The organism is Devosia albogilva (genome assembly GCF_042685625.1).
Lineage (GTDB): Bacteria > Pseudomonadota > Alphaproteobacteria > Rhizobiales > Devosiaceae > Devosia > Devosia albogilva.
Genome location: NZ_JBHUNP010000001.1, coordinates 2,622,111 through 2,639,174, shown reverse-complemented (window position 1 = coordinate 2,639,174; position 17,064 = coordinate 2,622,111). Strand labels below are relative to the sequence as shown.

Genomic DNA, 17,064 nt, shown 5'->3' with positions numbered 1-17,064 from the left:
TTCCTCCCAGAACTCGTCTTCAACAGGCTCGCAGACGGCCCGGAGCTCCTCCGCCCCGGGCCGATGCGACCGCTCAGAGCAGGCCGGCTTCGCGATAGTAGCGCTCGGCACCCGGATGCAGCGGGATCGACAGGCCTTCCGTGGCCTTGGCTGGATCGATCGCAGCAGCGGCGGCGTGCGAGGCCTGAAGCCGGTCGAGGTTCTCGAACAGGAGCTTGGTCATCTGGTAGGCGACCTCGTCGCTCACCCCGGCATGGCTGACGAGGATATTGCCGATCGCAGCGGTCGGCACGTCCTCGTCCTGGCCGTCATAGGTACCGGCGGGGATGACGCTCGGCACATAGGGCGCGCCGATGCTCTCCACCACCTCGGCGGGGATCGCAACGATGTTGATGTCCATCGTGGCGGTCAGGTCCTTGATGAAGGCAACGCCGAGACCGGAGGACTGCAGGGTGGAATCGAGTTGGCGGTTCTTGATCAACTCCGCGGATTCCGCATAGGGCAGGTATTCGAGCTTGCCGAGGTCGTCATAGCTCATCCCGGCCGCTTCGAAGATCGCGCGGGCATTGAGCTCGGTCCCGGAGGCCGGAGCGCCCACCGACATCGACTTGCCGCGGATGTCTTCCAGCGTTTCGATGCCGGACTCGGCGCTGGCAACGATCTGCACATAGTTCGGATAGATCGCGGCGATGGCGCGCAATTCGGTGAGCGGCTGCGGGAAGCCGGCTTCTTCGAGCCCTTCCCAGCCGGACTGGACCGAGTCGCCGAGGGCGAAGGCAAGTTCGCCCTTGCCCTGCTGCAGCAGGTTCAGGTTCTCGACCGAGGCCTTGGTGGCCTGCACCTGGGTGCGGCTGCCCTCGATGTTCTCGGCGTAGATCTCCGACAGGGCTACGCCCAGCGGGTAGTAGACCCCCGAGGTGCCGCCCGTCAGGATGTTGATGAACTCCTGTGCCTGCACGGCAGCAGTGCCGCTGACGGCCAGCACGGTACCAGCCATCAGGCCGGCAAGACGACGGTTCAACGCAAACGACATGCGGTATCCTCCCTTGCATGTTTCGTGGTCCCGCGCCTCCTCGCGACAGGACGATTGCTGTGTTGCAACCATCGTGCCAAGCCAGAAAGCCCAGCATTCTTGAGCCTTCGGCGCGACGGCTGGCGGATTTCCGCCAGGGCAGCGGCAGTTCGGGCGGAGCCTTGCCACAAACTCAGGCGGGCACCCTCAGTCCATAGCGGGCAATCTTCTCGTTCAGGGTCCGGCGCGGCAGTCCAAGGCGGTCGGCCGCGACCGCGGTGGATCCGTCGGCCTCGCGCAGCGCCTGTTCGATGGCAGCAGCCTCGAACCGCGCCACCCGATCCGGCAGACTGGCCGCCGCTGCATCTTTGACGGCACCGCGCCCGAGACCCAGCACGGCGCGCTCCGCCACCGCCTTCAACTCGCGAACATTGCCGGGAAAGTCGGAGCTATCGACCGTTGCAGGAACCGGCCACGCCTGCCGTTCCGGCAGTCCGAACCGCCGCGCTGCCGCCGCGGCAAAAAGGTTGAACAGCAGCGGAATGTCCTCGCGACGCTCCCGCAGCGGCGGAACGGCGAGCTCCACCGTCGCCAAGCGGAAGTAGAGATCGGCGCGGAACCGTCCAGCGTCGCTCTCGACCTTGAGGTCGACCTTGGTCGCGGCAACGAACCGCACATCGATGTGCCGCGGCTTGTTGGTCCCGAGCGACTCCACCACCCGTTCCTGGATCGCGCGCAGCACCTTGGCCTGCAGTGCCAGCGGCATGGATTCGATCTCGTCGAGAAACACCGTGCCACCGCGGGCGAATTCGAGCTTGCCGACGCGCTCGCCGATCGCGCCGGTGAAGGCTCCGCGGGCGTGGCCGAACATCTCGCTTTCGAACACGCTTTCCGGCACTGCAGCGCAGTTGATGGCCACGAACTGCCCTTTTGAGCGGCTGCCGAAATCATGCAGTGCCCGCGCGATCACCTCCTTGCCGGTGCCCGTCTCGCCGGTGATGAGCACGTCCACATCGACGTCCGCCAGATGCAGGATCGAGCGGCGCAGGGTATCCATCACCGGCGTGATCCCGACCAGCCTGCTCTCCAGCTCCGCTCCGCCGACCGCCTGCCGCAGCCGGAGGATTTCCTGGCCCAGCCGTCGGCGCTCGGTGGCGCGGTTGAGCACCGCCACCAGATGATCGGCTTCATATGGCTTCTCGATGAAATCATAAGCCCCGCCACGCATGGCCTCGACCGCCAGCGGAACGTCGCCATGGCCGGTCAACAGCACCACCGGCAGGTCCGGCGCCGCCTGCTGGAAGTGCTGCAGCACCTCCACCCCGGAGAGCTCCGGCATCCGCACATCGGTGACGACGCAGTCCACATCATGCGGGTCGACCCGCTGCAGTGCCGTCCGCGGATTGGTAAAGGTGGTGACGGAAAAACCGTTCACCCCCAGCCACTCTTCGGCGGCTTCGCAGAGTTCGGCTTCGTCGTCGATGAAAACGATGTTGCCCCTGCTCATGCACTCTCCGTCTGTTTCGCCATCGTGCGCATCGGGTGCAGAGGCAGCGACACGATGGCGATGGTGCCGCCGCCCTCGCGCGGCGCAAAGCGCAACGCACCCCCGAACTCTTCGAGCAGGGTGCGCGAGATCGACAGCCCCAGTCCCAGGCTCTCCCCGGTCTGCTTGGTGGTGAAGAACGGTTCGAACAGACGCTCCATCACCGCTTCCGGAATGCCCCTGCCCTGATCGGCGATCTCCACCGCCAGCCCCGAGTCATCCGCGGTGGCCGCAATCCGCACGCCATTGTTACCTGCACTGGCGGTCGCCTCGATGGCGTTCAACAGCAGGTTGATGAAGACCTGCTCGAGCCGCACGGCATTGCCCGATACCGCCGGCATACCTGCAGGAACAGCCGCTTCGACCACCACCCCGCCGTCCCGAGCCTGCGGCGCGACGATATCGAGGGCGGCTTCTATGACCCCGCCAATATCCACCACTTCCGGTGGGCCCGGCTCCCGCCGGGAGGAAAAGGTCCGCAGGTGCTTCACCGTCCGCTGCATGCGTCGCAACAGCCGCCTGGCATTGGAGAGGTTGCGCTGCACCTCGCCGGTGGCGCTGCGTTCCGCGTGAAGGCCTGCCGCAGCCAGGGTGTTGTCGAGTGCCGAAAGGGGCTGGCTGACCTCGTGGACGATGGCCGCGGACATCCGGCCGAGCGCCGCCAGCTTGGCGGCATGGATCAGGTTTTCCTGGGTCGCGCGCAACTCGGCCTCGGCGCGCCGTCGCTCCTCCACTTCCCGTGCCAGAGCCTCGGTCCGCTCCGCCACTCGACGCTCGAGAGTGGCATGCTGGTCGAGCTTCAGCCGCACATATTGTCGCCGCTGGCGCGCCAGAAGCAGCGCGCCGATGGCGAGGATCGACACAAGACCGGCAAGACCGCCGATCTGCATGGCTTCGCGCCGCACCGGCTCGAGCGGCAGGGCCGACAGAAGCTGCCAGCCGTCCGGTTCGATGCCCCGCAGCCGCAGCCGGTAGGACTCCCCGGACACGTCGACCGTCAGTCCCTCGCGATCGTCCGCCGATCCGCCCGTCAGGGGCGCTGCCGCGGCGATGTCGACACCATCATACCGCCGCTGCGCCTGCAGCAGCGCAACGGTATCGGTATCGAGGTTGTGCATCGGCCGGTAAAGCCAGCGCGGATCGCCGGAGAGGAACACCACGCCCTCCCCGTCGGCGATGGCGCTCATCTCCCCCGCCGCGGCCCAGGTGACACTCAGGGGCGACATATCCACTTTCGCCACCACCACGCCCAAAGGACGTCCGCCGTGATCCAGCCGGCTGGTCAGGAAATAGCCCGGCTTTCCGGTGGTAACGCCCACCGCATAGAAGCGTCCGTTTCCACGCGCCATGGCATCGGTGAAATAGGGCCGGAACGCATAATTGTGCCCGACAAAGCTGCCCGGCTCCTGCCAGTTGCTCGCCGCCAGGGTCTCGCCGGAAAGATCGAGCACATAGAGTTCGTCCGCGCCCGAGACATCGCGCACGGCCTCGAGATAGAGATTGGCCGCGGCGATGGCGTCACGGGATTGCGGCTCGAGCAGCATGTCCGCAATGCGCCGGTCCTGCCCGACAACGTCAGGCAGGTAGCGGAAACGTTCGATCTCGCTTTCGACCGCCCTGAGGTTGAGCGTCAGCCGGTCGCCGACCTGCCGCTCCAGTTCACCAAGCTGCCGCAGATAGGCGAGCCAGCCGGCGCCGAGCGCAACCGCGCACACAAGCACGGTCGCCACAATGGTCAGCAGGACGTGCTGTCGTCGGATCGATCCTCTCACGCCGGACCCCTCCCCCGGGACCATCGTGTCTTCAGGAGACGAAGGTGCGGGAGAACTGCCTCTGTTGCAATGGTGGACCTAGCGCGGCGACAGCGTGTCGGCCAAACGCCGCAGCACCTCGGCCGGAGCGGTGTCGATGATCGTGCCGTGCGACATGATGATCCTTTGGAGTTGCGGCAGGTCCGCCCATTGGCGGAACTGCTGCGCCACGCGACCGGCATCGTCGATCGCGCGTGCCTTGTAGGCGCGCGGCACCTGTGGCCGTCGCCCCGAAAACCCCATCAGCGTCAGGATCAATCGCATCAGCCCGCGCGCATGCTGGACGTTGCCGATCAGGTCATTGACCACCACGGTCGCACCAGTTCTGTGTTGCACCACCAGGGCGGACTCCCCTTTGGTGCCCGCCACGGCGACGAAGCGGACGCTCGGATCGCCAAAATCGCCCATGGTATCGTCAACGGGCACGACCTCTTCCACCGCAGACCGGGCGCCGCCTGGAGCCACCACGCGCATGCCGGGATATCTTGCCTTCCAGACCGGAGCATCCTGGCGATGGAAGCCGTTCGGCACCACCAGGAAAGAGGGGCGCCCGACCTGTTCCACCTCGGCGAAACCGGCTTCGTCGAGAGCGATGGCGCTGAAGACGACGAGTTCCCCATTGGCCAGACGCGCGATCGACATGCGACGCGGCAGCGGCCCCGGAGGCATCCGTATCGTGCCGTCCGCAACCCACAAATTCTCGGCAATCGTCTGAAGGCCCCCCGCCCCACCGTCACTGGACATCCCCCCGCTCCCCCGCTGGTTTGGCGACGAAGGTGACGTCAGCAACGGCGCCTGTCCACTGTCGGCAGCGACCTCGCAGCCGGCCTTAACGGTTCTTTCGCGCGAAGGTGCGAGCGTGTCGCGGGGCCAAAAACGCAAGTCATCAACAACTTGACCGCGCAGTTCTTCTATTCCTTGATCAACCCGGCCATTGCCGGGGTGCTCAGCGCTGCCTTCGCGGCGCTGTGGCTATTCAAGCCGGGCGAGGGCTACCTCGCGCTTCTCGCCGGCTCGTTCCTGTTGTGTGGCTTCGGCTTTGCTGCCAACGACTTCCTGCTGTTCCTCGAAGGGCCGGCGCTGCGCCTGGTGGTGAACGGCGCCTTCTTCGCTGCCGTTCTCGGTGTCTGCATCAGCGCCCTCGATCGGGTCCGGGCGCCCGTTCCCGGCTTGGGTTACGCAGCAATCTGCGCCTTCGCTGCCCTCGTCTTCTGCTGGTTCCTTTTTGTGCAGCCGTCGGTCGAAGCGCGGGTCCATACCATGCACCTGGGCCTGGCGTCGCTCGCCGCGCTCACCGTGCGGCAATTGCTGATTGCCCGCCCCACCTCACTGCTCGACCGGTTCTTCGTGGCGCTCGGGGCATTCAGTGTCGTGCTGGCGGCAGTCCGCAGCGTCGCTGTGCTGGTGAGGGGCCTCGATACTAGCCCCGATGCCACCGCCCGGGTCTCGCCCTACTGGGCCACCGTGCAGGCGATCACCCCGGCGGTGGCCATTGCCGTCGCCATCATCTTCATGGTCGCGCTCGCCGCCCGCCTGATCGGAGAACTCCGCATGCAGGCCGACCGGGACTATCTCACGGGGCTGTTGAACAGGGGCGGATTCGACAAGCGCGTCCTGGCTGTCCTCGATGCTGAGACGGCGTACGAGACCGCCGCGGCCCTGCTGGTGCTCGACATCGACGACTTCAAGCGCATCAACGACAGCTTCGGCCATGCCGTCGGCGACGAGGTCATCACCGCAGTGGGTGGCGTGCTGCAACGGCACGGTCGCACCGATCTCGTCGCCCGCTCCGGGGGTGAGGAATACGCCCTGTTCTACCCTCAGGCCAACCGAAGCGAGCTCGCAGAGATCGCCGACGACATTCGCATCGGTCTGAGGTCGATGCGTATCCCGTCGCTCCCGAGCAGCCATGCGGTCACCGCCAGCATCGGCATCCATCTGCGGCGCCAGGCTGAAACCCTGCGCGACATGAAGATCCAGGCCGACAAGGCTCTCTATCAGGTCAAAGCCCGCGGAAAGGACGCGGCGCTGATCGCATCATGCGAGCGCACGACGGTTCCGATCGGCTAAGCGAGCAAAGAAGAAACTGGCTGGGGCGCCAGGATTCGAACCTGGGAATGGCGGTACCAAAAACCGCTGCCTTACCACTTGGCGACGCCCCATCCGGAGGCGGTTCCTACACGCTTCGGCAGGGTGCCGCAAGACAAGCAATGTATGCTGAAATCGCTGCCGGAAGCGCTTGAACGGTAACACAAGCGCAGCTATAACGCCCCGCATCGCGACGGGAACGACGACGTTCCAACCCGTGTGTCGCGTCCTGGCGGAGTATAGCGCAGCCTGGTAGCGCACCTGCTTCGGGAGCAGGGGGTCGCGTGTTCGAATCACGCTACTCCGACCAACCAACCCCGGCCTTTCCGAGGCCGGGGTTTTTTGCACCGGCAGAGTTACCGACAGGTTGTTACTCGGAACGGCACCGCAGCTGTTTCCCGCGTCAGCGCCGGCGCCCCATCTTCTCCGCTGCGTCCCGCAGGTGATCAGGGTGATGATGGCCATAGACGTTGAGCAGCGTTTCGACGCTCATCCCGAAATAGCCTGATGCTTCAGAGCTCCATCCCGGCCTGCATCCGTCATGTCGCCCCAGTATGACGAAGCGCGTGTGGAATCACATCCTTTCCCCGCCCGCACTCTGCGACGAGGGCGCGGAATGCCTCGTCGATGCTCTGTATCGGTCGCCCGTGAACTCGACGGCGAATGTTTGACCTAGTCGGCGCCAGCGCCGTAGGTGCGCCAAGGGGCCCACAGGCAGCGGTGTAGAGGACTTCGTAGGACGGAGTTCAAGTTGCGCCTCTCAGGAACAAGATGAGAGGGATTTCGGCGTAGAGGCACGGCCATTCTCGTAAGTGTCTGACCCTGCTTGAGGTGCATGGGAGAGTACTGGGGGGATGGGAGAATGCGCCACCTCTGTTCCCGATCGGGAACAAGCTTCCAAAGCTGACGGAACTGTTCCCGAACGGGAGCAATAAGCTTGAGTAGGCAAGCTTACGTGTATATTGTTCCCGTCCGGTAACACGAGCAGACCGATGACCCAAAACAATGCTGACGGGCCTAGATCAGGTGTCACTGCCAAGCTCCACCAGTTGGTGCGCCAGCCTGTGGACATAGGTCTGCTGGTCGTGAAGGTCCGCAAAGCAAGAAGCTATTCCCAGGGAGAGCTTGCCGATCTCGCCGGAGTGGGGCGCCGATTCTTGTCCGAGCTAGAAGGCGGCAAGCCAACAGCGGAAATTGGCAAAGTGCTCCAGGTGCTCACAGCCCTCGGCATCGATGTCGAGCTCAGAGAACGCTGATGGATCTTGATGTGCGTCTCGACGGCTTCGATGAACCAATTGGCCGCCTCGTCTCAAATCAACGCGGAGCAGTGTCATTCGCATATGACGGAGAATACCTCCGTCGGCCGGACGCGCTTGGCATATCGCTATCTCTGCCGCTGCAGGAGGAGCCGTTCGATGACTACTCGACGCGCGCCTATTTCGACAACTTGCTACAGGAGCGCGACACCGCTCGTGCCGACATCATCGCGAAATACCGATTGGCCAATGATGATATTGTCGGCATCCTCTACTATCTAGGGAAGGATTGCGCGGGCGCGATCTCCGTATTGCCACAGGGTGCACCGCCGACAAAGGTCCCCGGCGATCTGGCGCAGGATTACCGCCCCTACAGCGACGTCGAGCTCGAAGCTATCGTTCTAGCCCTTCACCGCCGCGAACCGTTACCAAGTGAGCTTGCAGATCCCTCCCCGCTCGCAGGTGTGCAGAGCAAGATCGCCGTCGCTGTGCTGCCTGACGGACGCATCGCCGAGCCGATAAATGGAGCTCCCACGACACATATACTGAAGGTTCCTCGGGAGCGGTCCGAGCGCGAAGCCGCGCACGAACATGATGCTATGGCGCTGTCCGCCAATTTGGGCTTTGACACCGCCACCACGGAGCTCATGAAGATAGCTGGTGTTCCCGTCCTGCGCGTAGAGCGTTTCGACAGGCGGCTTGAAGCCACTCGAGTTACGCGGCTTCACCAGGAAGATTTCTGTCAGGCACTTGGCCTGCATGCCCGTCAGAAATATCAGCGGCCGGACCGGGGCGATAATGGCTACAGCGCCCAGGCAATACGCGGCATCCTCGACCGAACGGTAGAGCCGGCGGCAGAGCGCTCAAGATTCCTCAGGGTCACGCTGTTCGACATCCTGATCGGCAACGTCGATGGGCATGCCAAGAATTTCGCCCTTTTTCACCTTGCCGGGGGGAGGGTCATGACCACTCCTCGATATGACGTGATACCGACCATGCTCGACCGCGGCACGACAGATGAGTTCGCCTACAGGCTTGGTCCTGCCAGTTCGCTCGATGAGCTTGATGGAGCTGCGCTCGATACTTTCCTGGCCGACCTGGGCTTCTCGTCCGCTGCTGGCCGCAAGCGGATCCTGAGCAAAGCTCTGGATCAGGTTATGGGCTCGTTAGCAGCTCAGATCGATACGCTGGGCCGGACCAACAAGAACTTCGCTGATCTGCTCGCCACGAACATCCGCACCCTCTGCTACAACCTTGGGCGCGACATACCAGTGGAGGCTCGGGACCGGGATACCTATGTACGCTAGGTGGCCAGCCAGACAAATGCGCCGGCGAAGGGGTTGATGACTAGAACCCCACCGACAGGACACCGACAGGGCTAGCGGAACAACACAGGATTTCGGGCAGGATTTCGCCCTGTGAATTGCCCGGTTCTTGGGGTTTCTGATCGAGAAGCTGCTTCGGGAGTAGGGAGTCGCGTGTTCGAGTCACGCTACTCCGACCAACCAAGCCCGGCCTCCCGCGAGGCCGGGCTTTCTGTTGGCTGGCGGGCTAAAGTGGCAGGCTGATCCAGCCAAACAGCGCCAGCAGCACTAAGGTCGCGACAGCCGAGATCAGCAGTGACCCCACGCAACCGAGCCGGTTCGAGAACAGAAAGAACATCTAGGCTCAGGAAGAGCGGTCTGCCGGGTCTGGATTCTTGATGCTGATGTTCGGCGGCTGCCGCGCGGCATCGGTGGTCTGGTCCTCCTTGCTCTCGTTGCGGGGCACGAAGCGGAAGTCGTTGCTGAGGGTGCCGGGCTGATCCTCGTTGACCTTGATAGCGAGGCCCTGCTTGTCGAACTCGGCGAACCATTCGTCCCAGTCGGTCAGATACCAGCCGCCATAGGGGTTTACGTCGGGCCCTTCGTTGCGTTCGGCATTGAGAGCGTGCTGGCCGAAGGTGATCTGCAGCAGCCGCCGCTCCTCGTGGACGTCGGGGGTATCCATCAACATGGGGTTGCCGCCGCGGGCGGTCGCCCACTGGCGGATCTCTTCGGGGGAGGTCAAAATCCTGGACATGCGCCTCATACTCCTGTCGGGAGGATGAAGCGGCAGCGCCGGTTTGGGTTCCCTGTTCCACCGAACGGCAACTACCGCGCTGAGGTACCGGTCGATACCTGCGTTAGCTGTTCCGGCACACGCATCCGCAGCGCTTCCCCGATCCCGATGACGACGGGCCGCAAGACGTCGACGTCACTGCTGCCGAGCGCCGCCAGGGTCAGGTGCTGCACCTGCTGCTGCGGCCGGCTCACATCCGTCGCAACGACCACCGGCGTGCCGGCATCCAGCCCCGCCTCGAGCAATCTGGCGGCCAGCATCGGTGCGGTGCGGCCAGCCATATAGTAGATATGCGTGGTCGCCGGATCGGCGAGTGACCGCCAGTCGAGATTGTCTGGCAGGCGACCGTCGCGGGCGTGACCGGTGACGAACCGCACCGACTGAGCGCAGTCGCGATGGGTCAGCGACAGCTTCAGTTCAGCCGCTAGGGCCAGCGCCGTGGTGATGCCCGGCACGACCTCAACGGGGATACCCTCGCGCTCGAGTTCGGCGAGTTCCTCTCCTGCCCGGCCGAAAATCATCGGATCGCCCGACTTGAGCCGCACCACATGGCGTCCGGCCTTGGCGAGGCTGATCATGGTGCGGTTGATGTCCTCCTGCCGGCAGCTTTCGCGCCCGCCACGCTTGCCGACCAGAATGCGCTTGGCCTCGCGCCGGGCCAGCTCCAGCACCTCGTCAGACACCAGATCATCGAACAGGATCACATCCGCCGCTTGCAGCGCGCGAAGTGCCTTGATCGTCAGGTAGTCAGCCTCGCCTGGCCCGGCACCCACCAGGGTTACCCTGCCCGCCTTGGCTCCCGCAGCTTCGCCAAGCCATGTGGCGACGTCGATATCGGCCTCGCCCTTGCGGAACGCTGCGGCCGCCAGTCGTTCCCAGAAGGCCCGTCGCTCGGCGCCAGGCTTCAGCAGGTCCGTCACCTTGCCCCGCACCTGCCGAGCCAATGCGGCCCACTCTGCCAGTGCTGCAGGCAACACCGTTTCGATCCGCTGCCGCACTGCCTGGCCGAGGATGGGCGCTGCTCCCGTGGTGGAAATCCCCACCACCACCGGCGAGCGGTTCACCACCGAGCCGAACTGAAAGTCGCAGAAGGCGGGTTTGTCGATCACATTGACCGGCACGCCAGCGCGCCGCGCCGCTGCAACGAAATGGGTGGCCTCCTCTTCTTCGCAGTCGCCGACCGCAAGCGCATAGTCGTCCCAACCGAGTGTGGTCCAGTGCCGGTCGTGGTGAACAACCAACCCTGCTTCGGCCAGCGCCGACATCTCGTCTGACAACTCGTCTGAGAGTGCGGCGACGTCCACCGTCGCACCCGTCGCAGCAAGCAGTTCGGCCTTCCACGCGGCGGCTTCGGAGCCGCCAGCCACCAGCACGCGCTTGCCGGCGATGGTGTAGAAGACCGGCAGCGTCGACAGCGCCGCCATCCGGGGCCGCGGGGCAACGGCGGGCATGCGGGACACTATTCTCATCTGCCGGTCTCCTTCTTTCACGCTACTCGGCCGCAACGGTGTTGGCGTCGAGGGCCCGCGCGGCGGTTGCCGGCTGGGGGCGGCTGGGCGCGGTGCGGCTGTGGGTGGCGTAGAGGGTGAGGCCGACGAAGGTCAGGCCGCCGACGAGGTTGCCGATCACCGTCGGGATCTCGTTCCAGACCATGTAATCCCAGAAGGAGAACTGGCCGCCGAGCAGGATGCCGGACGGGAACAGGAACATGTTCACGATCGAATGCTCGAAACCCATGTAGAAGAACAGCATGATCGGCATCCACATGCCGAGCACCTTGCCCGTCACCGAGTTCGACATCATCGCCGCGACCACGCCGGTAGACACCATCCAGTTGCAGAGCACGCCGCGGATGAACAGGGTCAGCATGCCGGCCGCGCCGTGTTCGGCGTAGCCGAGCGTGCGGCCTTCACCGATATGGCCGATCCGCTCGCCGACGGCGTCGGGAGCCTGGGTGAAGCCGAAGGTGACGACCACCGCCATCATCAGCGCCACGGTGATCGCGCCGGCAAAATTGCCGACGAACACCAAGCCCCAGTTGCGCAGCACGCCGGCAAGGGTGACGCCCGGCCGCTTGTCAATCAGTGCCAGCGGCACCAGCGTGAACACGCCGGTGAGCAGGTCGAAGCCCATGAGATAAAGCAGGCAGAAGCCCACGGGAAACAGGATCGCCCCGGCCAATGGCTGGCCGGTCTGCACGGTGATGGTGATGGCGAAGGCGGCCGCAAGCGCCAGAATGGCACCGGCCATATAGGCGCGGATCAGGGTGTCGCGTGTCGACATGAAGACCTTTGCCTCGCCGGCATCGATCATTTTCTTGATGAAGTCCTTGGGCGCTACGTAGTCCATTTTCGTGTCTCCTGAGGAAGGCAGTTGGGGGTCACGCGGCGGTTGCCGCGCGGAAACTTTCGGCATCGATGAGGATGCGATCCTGGTGGAGGCGGAGCGGATAGGTCCGCACTGCCCCTTCATCGGCGCCCTGGGCGAGGCCGGTTTCGAGCGAGAACACCCAGTTGTGCAGCGGACAGGTCACCTGCGCGCCGTGGACGATGCCGTTGCTCAACGGGCCGCCCTTGTGCGGGCACTTGTCGTCGATGGCGAAAACCTGGTCATCGGCGGTGCGGAACACCGCGATCTTGCCCAGTGGGGTGTTGATGCAACGGGCGCCGCGCCGCGGCACGTCGGTCAGGTGGCCGATGTCGATCCAGTCGGTCATGGCGATCACTCCGCTGCCTGCATCATCTGGAAGTCGGCCATAGCGGCGAATTCATGCGCATCCTTGCCGTTGACGCGCTCCTCCCACGGGTCCACCTGGGCGAACTTCTGCGAATAGACGAACCGCTCGAAGAGCTGACGGCGCTTGCCTTGATCCGCGACCACATGGGCCTTGATCGAGTCCGAGCCGACCCGCTTGGCCCATTTGTAGATGCGCTCGAGATAGCGGCCTTGCTCGCGGTAGAGCTGGGTCAGGGCCGCGATGATCTCGACGGCCTCGTCCTCGGTCTTGGCATGGCAGAGGACCTCGGTGCCCTTGATGTCGAGACCGGCGGCGCCGCCGAAATGGATCTCGTAGCCGCTGTCGACGCAGATCACGCCGATGTCCTTGCAGGTGGCCTCGGCGCAGTTGCGCGGGCATCCGGAGACCGCCAGCTTCAGCTTGGCCGGGGTCCAACTGCCCCACATGAACTTCTCGATCCTGACCCCGAGCCCGGTCGAATCCTGGGTGCCGAAGCGGCACCAGTCCGAGCCGACGCAGGTCTTTACGGTCCTCAGGCCCTTGGCATAAGCCGCGCCCGAGACCATGCCGGCCTTGTTGAGGTCGGCCCAGACCGCCGGCAGGTCCTCCTTCTTGACGCCGAGCAGGTCGATGCGCTGGCCGCCGGTTACCTTGATGGTGGGGATTTCGAACTTCTCGGCAACGTCGGCGATGGCGCGCAGCTCGGCGACATTGGTGATGCCGCCGAACATGCGCGGCACCACCGAATAGGTGCCGTCCTTCTGGATGTTGGCGTGGACGCGCTCGTTGATGAAGCGGGACTGCCCATCGTCCCCGTACTCGCCCGGCCAGGTGGCCACGAGATAGTAGTTGAGGGCCGGCCGGCACTTGGCGCAGCCGCAACTGGTCTTCCAGCCGAGCTCCTGCATCACGGCCGGGATCGACTTGAGTTCGCTGGCAACGATCAGCCGGCGCACTTCGTCGTGGCCGAGTTCGGTGCAGGGACACATGGGCTGGATGGCGGCGGGATTGTAGCTGTCGCCGAGCGTCGCCATCAGCAGCTTCTCGACCAGCCCGGTGCAGGAGCCGCATGAGGCGGACGCCTTGGTGTGCGCCCGCACGTCATCGAGCGAGGTCAGGCCCTTGCCGGTGATGGCGCTGGTGATCGCGCCCTTGCACACGCCATTGCAGCCGCAGATTTCGGCCTCGGGCGGCAAAGCCGCCACCGCGGCAACCGGATCGGCCGTTGCGCCACCCGAATAGCTCTGGCCATAGATCAGCGTTTCGCGCATCGGCGCCACGTCGACGCCGCGCTTCAGGAGGTCGAAGAACCAGGATCCGTCGGCCGTATCGCCGTAAAGCACGGCGCCGAGCACGCGATTGTCCTTGAGGATCACCCGCTTGTAGACGCCTGCCGCGGCATCGCGCAGCACGATCTCCTCGCGGTCGTCGCCCTCGGCGAAGTCACCGGCCGAATAGAGGCTGACACCGGTGACCTTGAGCTGGGTCGCCGTCTTCACCGGTGCAAACGCCGCCGCCTCGCCGACCAGCGTCTTCGCGGCCACCTTGGCCATGTCGTAGAGCGGCGCAACGAGGCCATAGACGGTCTGGCGGTGCTCGACGCACTCGCCGATGGCGAGGATCGCCGGATCGGAGGTCTGCATGGTGTCATCGACGACGATGCCGCGCCCGACCTCGATCCCCGCATCGGTAGCGAGGCGCGTCTCCGGGCGGATGCCGGCGGCCATGACCACCAGATCGGCGGGGTAGACGGTACCATCCTCGAGCGCCACCGCTTCCACGTGGCCGTGACCCAGGATGGCTTTGGTCTGCGCCTTGCAGTGCACCTTGATGCCACGACCTTCGAGTTCGCGGCGCAGCAGGTAGCCGGCGGCGGCATCGAGCTGGCGCTCCATCAGATGGCCGGCAAGGTGCAGCACCACCACGTCCATGCCACGCCCGCGCAGGGCCGCGGCGGCTTCGAGGCCGAGGAGCCCCCCGCCGATCACCACCGCCTTGGCGCCGGGATTCGCGGCCACGGCGACCATGGCCTCGACGTCGTCGAGGTCGCGGAAAGCCCGGACGCCGGGGAGATCGCGGCCGGCGATGGGGAGGATGAAGGGGGCAGAACCGGTGGCGATCACCAGCCGGTCGTAGGGGGTTTCGACGCCGTCGGCGAAGACGGTTTTGGCGGCGCGATCGATCTTGGTGACCGTCTGGCCGAAGCGGGTGCGCACGCCGTTGGCGGCATACCAGTCGGCATCGTGGGTGACGATCTGCTCGTAGGTCTTCTCGCCCGCCAAGACGGGTGAGAGCATGATTCTGTTGTAGTTTCCGCGCGGTTCGGCCCCGAACAGGGTAACGTCGAACCGCTGGGGATCGGCTTCGAACAGGTGTTCCAGCATCCGGCCCGAGGCCATGCCGGCACCGATGACGACGAGTTTTTCCCGCATTCGCTCCACTCAAACGAAAACGCCGCCAACCAGCAGGACCACGTCGGGGACGCGGAGCTGAGGTTGGCGGCGTTGCCAAAGCTATCGCGCCCGTCCTTGGACGCTCGGGAAGTTCTTTGCAGATTCCGTGCCAAACGCGTTGCAGAACGTTACCGCCAAGGCTTTCAACGGCTTAGTTCTGCAGTGAATCTGCAAAAGCACGTCACAGCCCTGCCCAATTGCACAGCAGAGGCGCAATTTGCTCAAGGCGTGAGCATCAACGCTGCTGGCTGGCGATATAGCTATCGAGCTGATCGGGATCGAATTTGGCGCCGTCGAAGAAGGCATCGGGGCCGAGCGTCAGCTTGCCGCCGAGAGCCCCCACCACCATCGCCGTCGACAGCTCGCCCTCGACCTTGCTGCTGGCACCGGGCACGGCAAAGCCCATGCCGGCGAGTGCGGCGCGATAGAGATCGGGGCGGTAACTTGCGGCAGCCCTGGCCGCGTGTTCGGGCGTGTGGGCCACCTGCCCCCAGCGCACCATCTGCGAGTAGAACCAGAGCGCGTGGCTGACCCAGGGAAAGTTCGCCGCGCGGGAATAGGGCACGAAGAACTGGGGCAGGCTCCGCTCGGTGCCTTCGACGAATTGCAGCCTGCCGGTGATGGCGCGCAGCAGCAGGCCGGCGTCGACGCCGAGGCGATCCTCGCGCGCCAGCATGGCGGCCAGCGCCTCGTGATTGGCCGGGTCCTCGCACCAGCGCGCGGCGCGGGTGGCGGCGCGCAGCAGGGCGGCGAGCCGTTCGGGGTAGCGCTCGGCCCAGGCGAGGCGGGTGCCCAGGACCTTGTCGGGACTGTTGTTCCAGATCTGGCCCTTGGTGGTGACGATGCGCCCTACCCCGCGCTGCACGGCAACCGAGCCGAACGGCTCGCCGACGCAGTAGCCGTCGGTGCGTCGCGCCTCGAGGGCATCGGCCTGGAAGGGCGGCGGCACGATGACGATGTCGACGTCATGATCCGGATCGATGCCGGAGGCGGCGAACCAGTAGCGCAAGGCGTAGTTGTGGGCGCTTTCCGGGTGGACCACGGCGAAGCGCAGGCGCGGCAGGCCCTTGGCAGCCCGCTGTTGCACCACGGTGCGCAGGGCTGCCCCCACGGGACCGGGGGAACCGTCCTCCGGCGCGCCAGCCTCGGCCATCGCCGCCCAGACGGCGTTGGATACGGTGACGGCGGCGGCACCGAGCCCCAGCGCCATCGGCGCGATCACCGGCACGTCGAGCGGGGTCAGGCCAAGATTGGCGCTGAGCGGCATTGGCCCAAGCATATGGGCAACGTCGAGATGGCCGATGGCAACGCGGTCGCGGATATTGGCCCAGGAGGTTTCCCGCACCAGTTTGAGTTCCAGTCCTTCCGCCTCGGCGAAGCCGAACTCCTCGGTCGCCAGCAGCACGGCGCTGTCGAGCAGCGGAACATATCCGGCGACGATCTGCGTCAGCCCCACGACATCACCTCCTTCATGGTCCCAGTAGTTCCGAGGCGGTGATCAGCGCCTGCGCGATCTCGACGATGCGCCGGTTCTGGTTCATCGCCGTCGAGCGCAACAGGCCATAGGCCTGCTCCTCGGTGAGGCCGCGGGTCGACATCAGGATGCCCTTGGCCTTGTCGATGATCTTGCGGCCTTCGAGTTCGGAGCGGGCTGCCTCCAGTTCGTCCTGCAGACGCGAGAAGGCGCGGAAGCGGACGATCGCCATATCGAGGATCGGCTTGATGCGGTCCTTGCGCAGGCCGTCGACCACATAGGCCGACACCCCCGCCTCGACAGCCGCTTCGATCTCGGACGGATCGGACTTGTCGACGAACATGGCGATGGGACGCTTCAGCGAGCGGCTGATGGCGAAGAAGTGCTCGAGCACGTCGCGATTGGGATTTTCGAGATCGACGATCACCACGTCCGGCGCGATCTCGCCTATGCGCCGCGCCACGCCGTCGATGTCGGTAATGACCTGCACCGCCTCATGCCCGGCCTCGCGCAATCCCGCCTCGATGATCGAGGCGCGGATGGCGTTGTCGTCGATCACCAGGATGGAAAGGGTGTCGGCCATGGTC

The 17,064-nt window shown here is 65.1% G+C and carries 14 protein-coding genes and 2 tRNA genes; 4 read left to right on the top strand and 12 right to left on the bottom strand.

Annotated elements, in window-relative coordinates; translation table 11 throughout:
- Positions 1 to 73: 73 nt before the first annotated feature.
- The 4 genes from ACFSX5_RS13290 to ACFSX5_RS13275 form a co-directional block, all read right to left on the bottom strand.
- Positions 74 to 1,033: a TAXI family TRAP transporter solute-binding subunit gene (locus ACFSX5_RS13290; protein WP_386834061.1), complete on the bottom strand. Its 960-nt coding sequence runs from the start codon at positions 1,031 to 1,033 to the stop codon at positions 74 to 76.
- Positions 1,034 to 1,205: 172 nt separating this feature from the next.
- Positions 1,206 to 2,519 carry a sigma-54-dependent transcriptional regulator gene (locus tag ACFSX5_RS13285; protein ID WP_386834060.1) on the bottom strand — a complete coding sequence of 438 codons (1,314 nt, stop codon included), beginning with the start codon at positions 2,517 to 2,519 and terminating at the stop codon, positions 1,206 to 1,208.
- Complete coding sequence (locus ACFSX5_RS13280) at positions 2,516 to 4,330, bottom strand: sensor histidine kinase (protein ID WP_386834059.1); 1,815 nt, start codon at positions 4,328 to 4,330, stop codon at positions 2,516 to 2,518. Before ACFSX5_RS13280 ends, ACFSX5_RS13285 begins: the two co-directional genes overlap by 4 nt.
- 78 nt (positions 4,331 to 4,408) lie before the next feature.
- Positions 4,409 to 5,011 carry a hypothetical protein gene (locus tag ACFSX5_RS13275; RefSeq protein ID WP_386834058.1) on the bottom strand — a complete coding sequence of 201 codons (603 nt, stop codon included), beginning with the start codon at positions 5,009 to 5,011 and terminating at the stop codon, positions 4,409 to 4,411.
- A gap of 252 nt (positions 5,012 to 5,263) precedes the next feature.
- On the opposite strand from ACFSX5_RS13275, the gene ACFSX5_RS13270 reads away from it, so the two are divergent.
- Positions 5,264 to 6,439, top strand: a complete 1,176-nt coding sequence (locus ACFSX5_RS13270) for a GGDEF domain-containing protein (RefSeq protein WP_386834056.1) — start codon at positions 5,264 to 5,266, stop codon at positions 6,437 to 6,439.
- Between the two features lie 17 nt (positions 6,440 to 6,456).
- Here the strand turns inward: ACFSX5_RS13270 and ACFSX5_RS13265 are convergent.
- Positions 6,457 to 6,531: transfer RNA gene (locus tag ACFSX5_RS13265), tRNA-Gln, on the bottom strand.
- A 159-nt stretch (positions 6,532 to 6,690) separates the two neighbouring features.
- On the opposite strand from ACFSX5_RS13265, the gene ACFSX5_RS13260 reads away from it, so the two are divergent.
- From ACFSX5_RS13260 to ACFSX5_RS13250, 3 genes are all read left to right on the top strand, one after another.
- A tRNA-Pro gene (locus tag ACFSX5_RS13260) sits at positions 6,691 to 6,767 on the top strand.
- A gap of 682 nt (positions 6,768 to 7,449) precedes the next feature.
- Positions 7,450 to 7,713, top strand: coding sequence for a helix-turn-helix transcriptional regulator (locus ACFSX5_RS13255; protein ID WP_386834054.1), 264 nt, complete (start codon positions 7,450 to 7,452; stop codon positions 7,711 to 7,713).
- Positions 7,713 to 9,020 carry a HipA domain-containing protein gene (locus ACFSX5_RS13250; RefSeq protein WP_386834053.1) on the top strand — a complete coding sequence of 436 codons (1,308 nt, stop codon included), beginning with the start codon at positions 7,713 to 7,715 and terminating at the stop codon, positions 9,018 to 9,020. Before ACFSX5_RS13255 ends, ACFSX5_RS13250 begins: the two co-directional genes overlap by 1 nt.
- A gap of 361 nt (positions 9,021 to 9,381) precedes the next feature.
- On the opposite strand, the gene ACFSX5_RS13245 is transcribed toward ACFSX5_RS13250, so the two are convergent.
- From ACFSX5_RS13245 to ACFSX5_RS13215, 7 genes are all read right to left on the bottom strand, one after another.
- Positions 9,382 to 9,774: a hypothetical protein gene (locus tag ACFSX5_RS13245; protein WP_386834051.1), complete on the bottom strand. Its 393-nt coding sequence runs from the start codon at positions 9,772 to 9,774 to the stop codon at positions 9,382 to 9,384.
- A 71-nt stretch (positions 9,775 to 9,845) separates the two neighbouring features.
- Complete coding sequence (cysG, locus tag ACFSX5_RS13240; RefSeq protein ID WP_386834050.1) at positions 9,846 to 11,282, bottom strand: siroheme synthase CysG; 1,437 nt, start codon at positions 11,280 to 11,282, stop codon at positions 9,846 to 9,848.
- A 22-nt stretch (positions 11,283 to 11,304) separates the two neighbouring features.
- Entirely contained in the window at positions 11,305 to 12,162 is an 858-nt protein-coding gene (locus ACFSX5_RS13235; protein WP_386834048.1) for a formate/nitrite transporter family protein, read from the bottom strand.
- Between the two features lie 31 nt (positions 12,163 to 12,193).
- On the bottom strand, positions 12,194 to 12,529 hold the full coding sequence (gene nirD, locus ACFSX5_RS13230; RefSeq protein ID WP_386834046.1) for a nitrite reductase small subunit NirD: 336 nt from the start codon (positions 12,527 to 12,529) through the stop codon (positions 12,194 to 12,196).
- A 5-nt stretch (positions 12,530 to 12,534) separates the two neighbouring features.
- Positions 12,535 to 14,982 carry a nitrite reductase large subunit NirB gene (nirB, locus tag ACFSX5_RS13225; RefSeq protein WP_386834045.1) on the bottom strand — a complete coding sequence of 816 codons (2,448 nt, stop codon included), beginning with the start codon at positions 14,980 to 14,982 and terminating at the stop codon, positions 12,535 to 12,537.
- A 256-nt stretch (positions 14,983 to 15,238) separates the two neighbouring features.
- Entirely contained in the window at positions 15,239 to 16,459 is a 1,221-nt protein-coding gene (locus ACFSX5_RS13220; protein ID WP_386834044.1) for a CmpA/NrtA family ABC transporter substrate-binding protein, read from the bottom strand.
- 13 nt (positions 16,460 to 16,472) lie between these two features.
- Entirely contained in the window at positions 16,473 to 17,060 is a 588-nt protein-coding gene (locus ACFSX5_RS13215) for an ANTAR domain-containing response regulator (protein WP_386834042.1), read from the bottom strand.
- Positions 17,061 to 17,064: the final 4 nt, after the last annotated feature.

Bases quoted from the DNA above. Each gene is read 5' to 3' on its own strand.
- ACFSX5_RS13290 (WP_386834061.1), bottom strand. From the start codon at position 1,033: ATGTCGTTTGCGTTGAACCGTCGTCTTGCCGGCCTGATGGCTGGTACC.
- ACFSX5_RS13285 (WP_386834060.1), bottom strand. From the start codon at position 2,519: ATGAGCAGGGGCAACATCGTTTTCATCGACGACGAAGCCGAACTCTGC.
- ACFSX5_RS13275 (WP_386834058.1), bottom strand. From the start codon at position 5,011: ATGTCGATCGCGCGTCTGGCCAATGGGGAACTCGTCGTCTTCAGCGCC.
- ACFSX5_RS13255 (WP_386834054.1), top strand. From the start codon at position 7,450: ATGACCCAAAACAATGCTGACGGGCCTAGATCAGGTGTCACTGCCAAG.
- ACFSX5_RS13250 (WP_386834053.1), top strand. From the start codon at position 7,713: ATGGATCTTGATGTGCGTCTCGACGGCTTCGATGAACCAATTGGCCGC.
- ACFSX5_RS13245 (WP_386834051.1), bottom strand. From the start codon at position 9,774: ATGTCCAGGATTTTGACCTCCCCCGAAGAGATCCGCCAGTGGGCGACC.
- cysG (WP_386834050.1), bottom strand. From the start codon at position 11,282: ATGAGAATAGTGTCCCGCATGCCCGCCGTTGCCCCGCGGCCCCGGATG.
- ACFSX5_RS13235 (WP_386834048.1), bottom strand. From the start codon at position 12,162: ATGGACTACGTAGCGCCCAAGGACTTCATCAAGAAAATGATCGATGCC.
- nirD (WP_386834046.1), bottom strand. From the start codon at position 12,529: ATGACCGACTGGATCGACATCGGCCACCTGACCGACGTGCCGCGGCGC.
- nirB (WP_386834045.1), bottom strand. From the start codon at position 14,982: ATGCGGGAAAAACTCGTCGTCATCGGTGCCGGCATGGCCTCGGGCCGG.
- ACFSX5_RS13215 (WP_386834042.1), bottom strand. From the start codon at position 17,060: ATGGCCGACACCCTTTCCATCCTGGTGATCGACGACAACGCCATCCGC.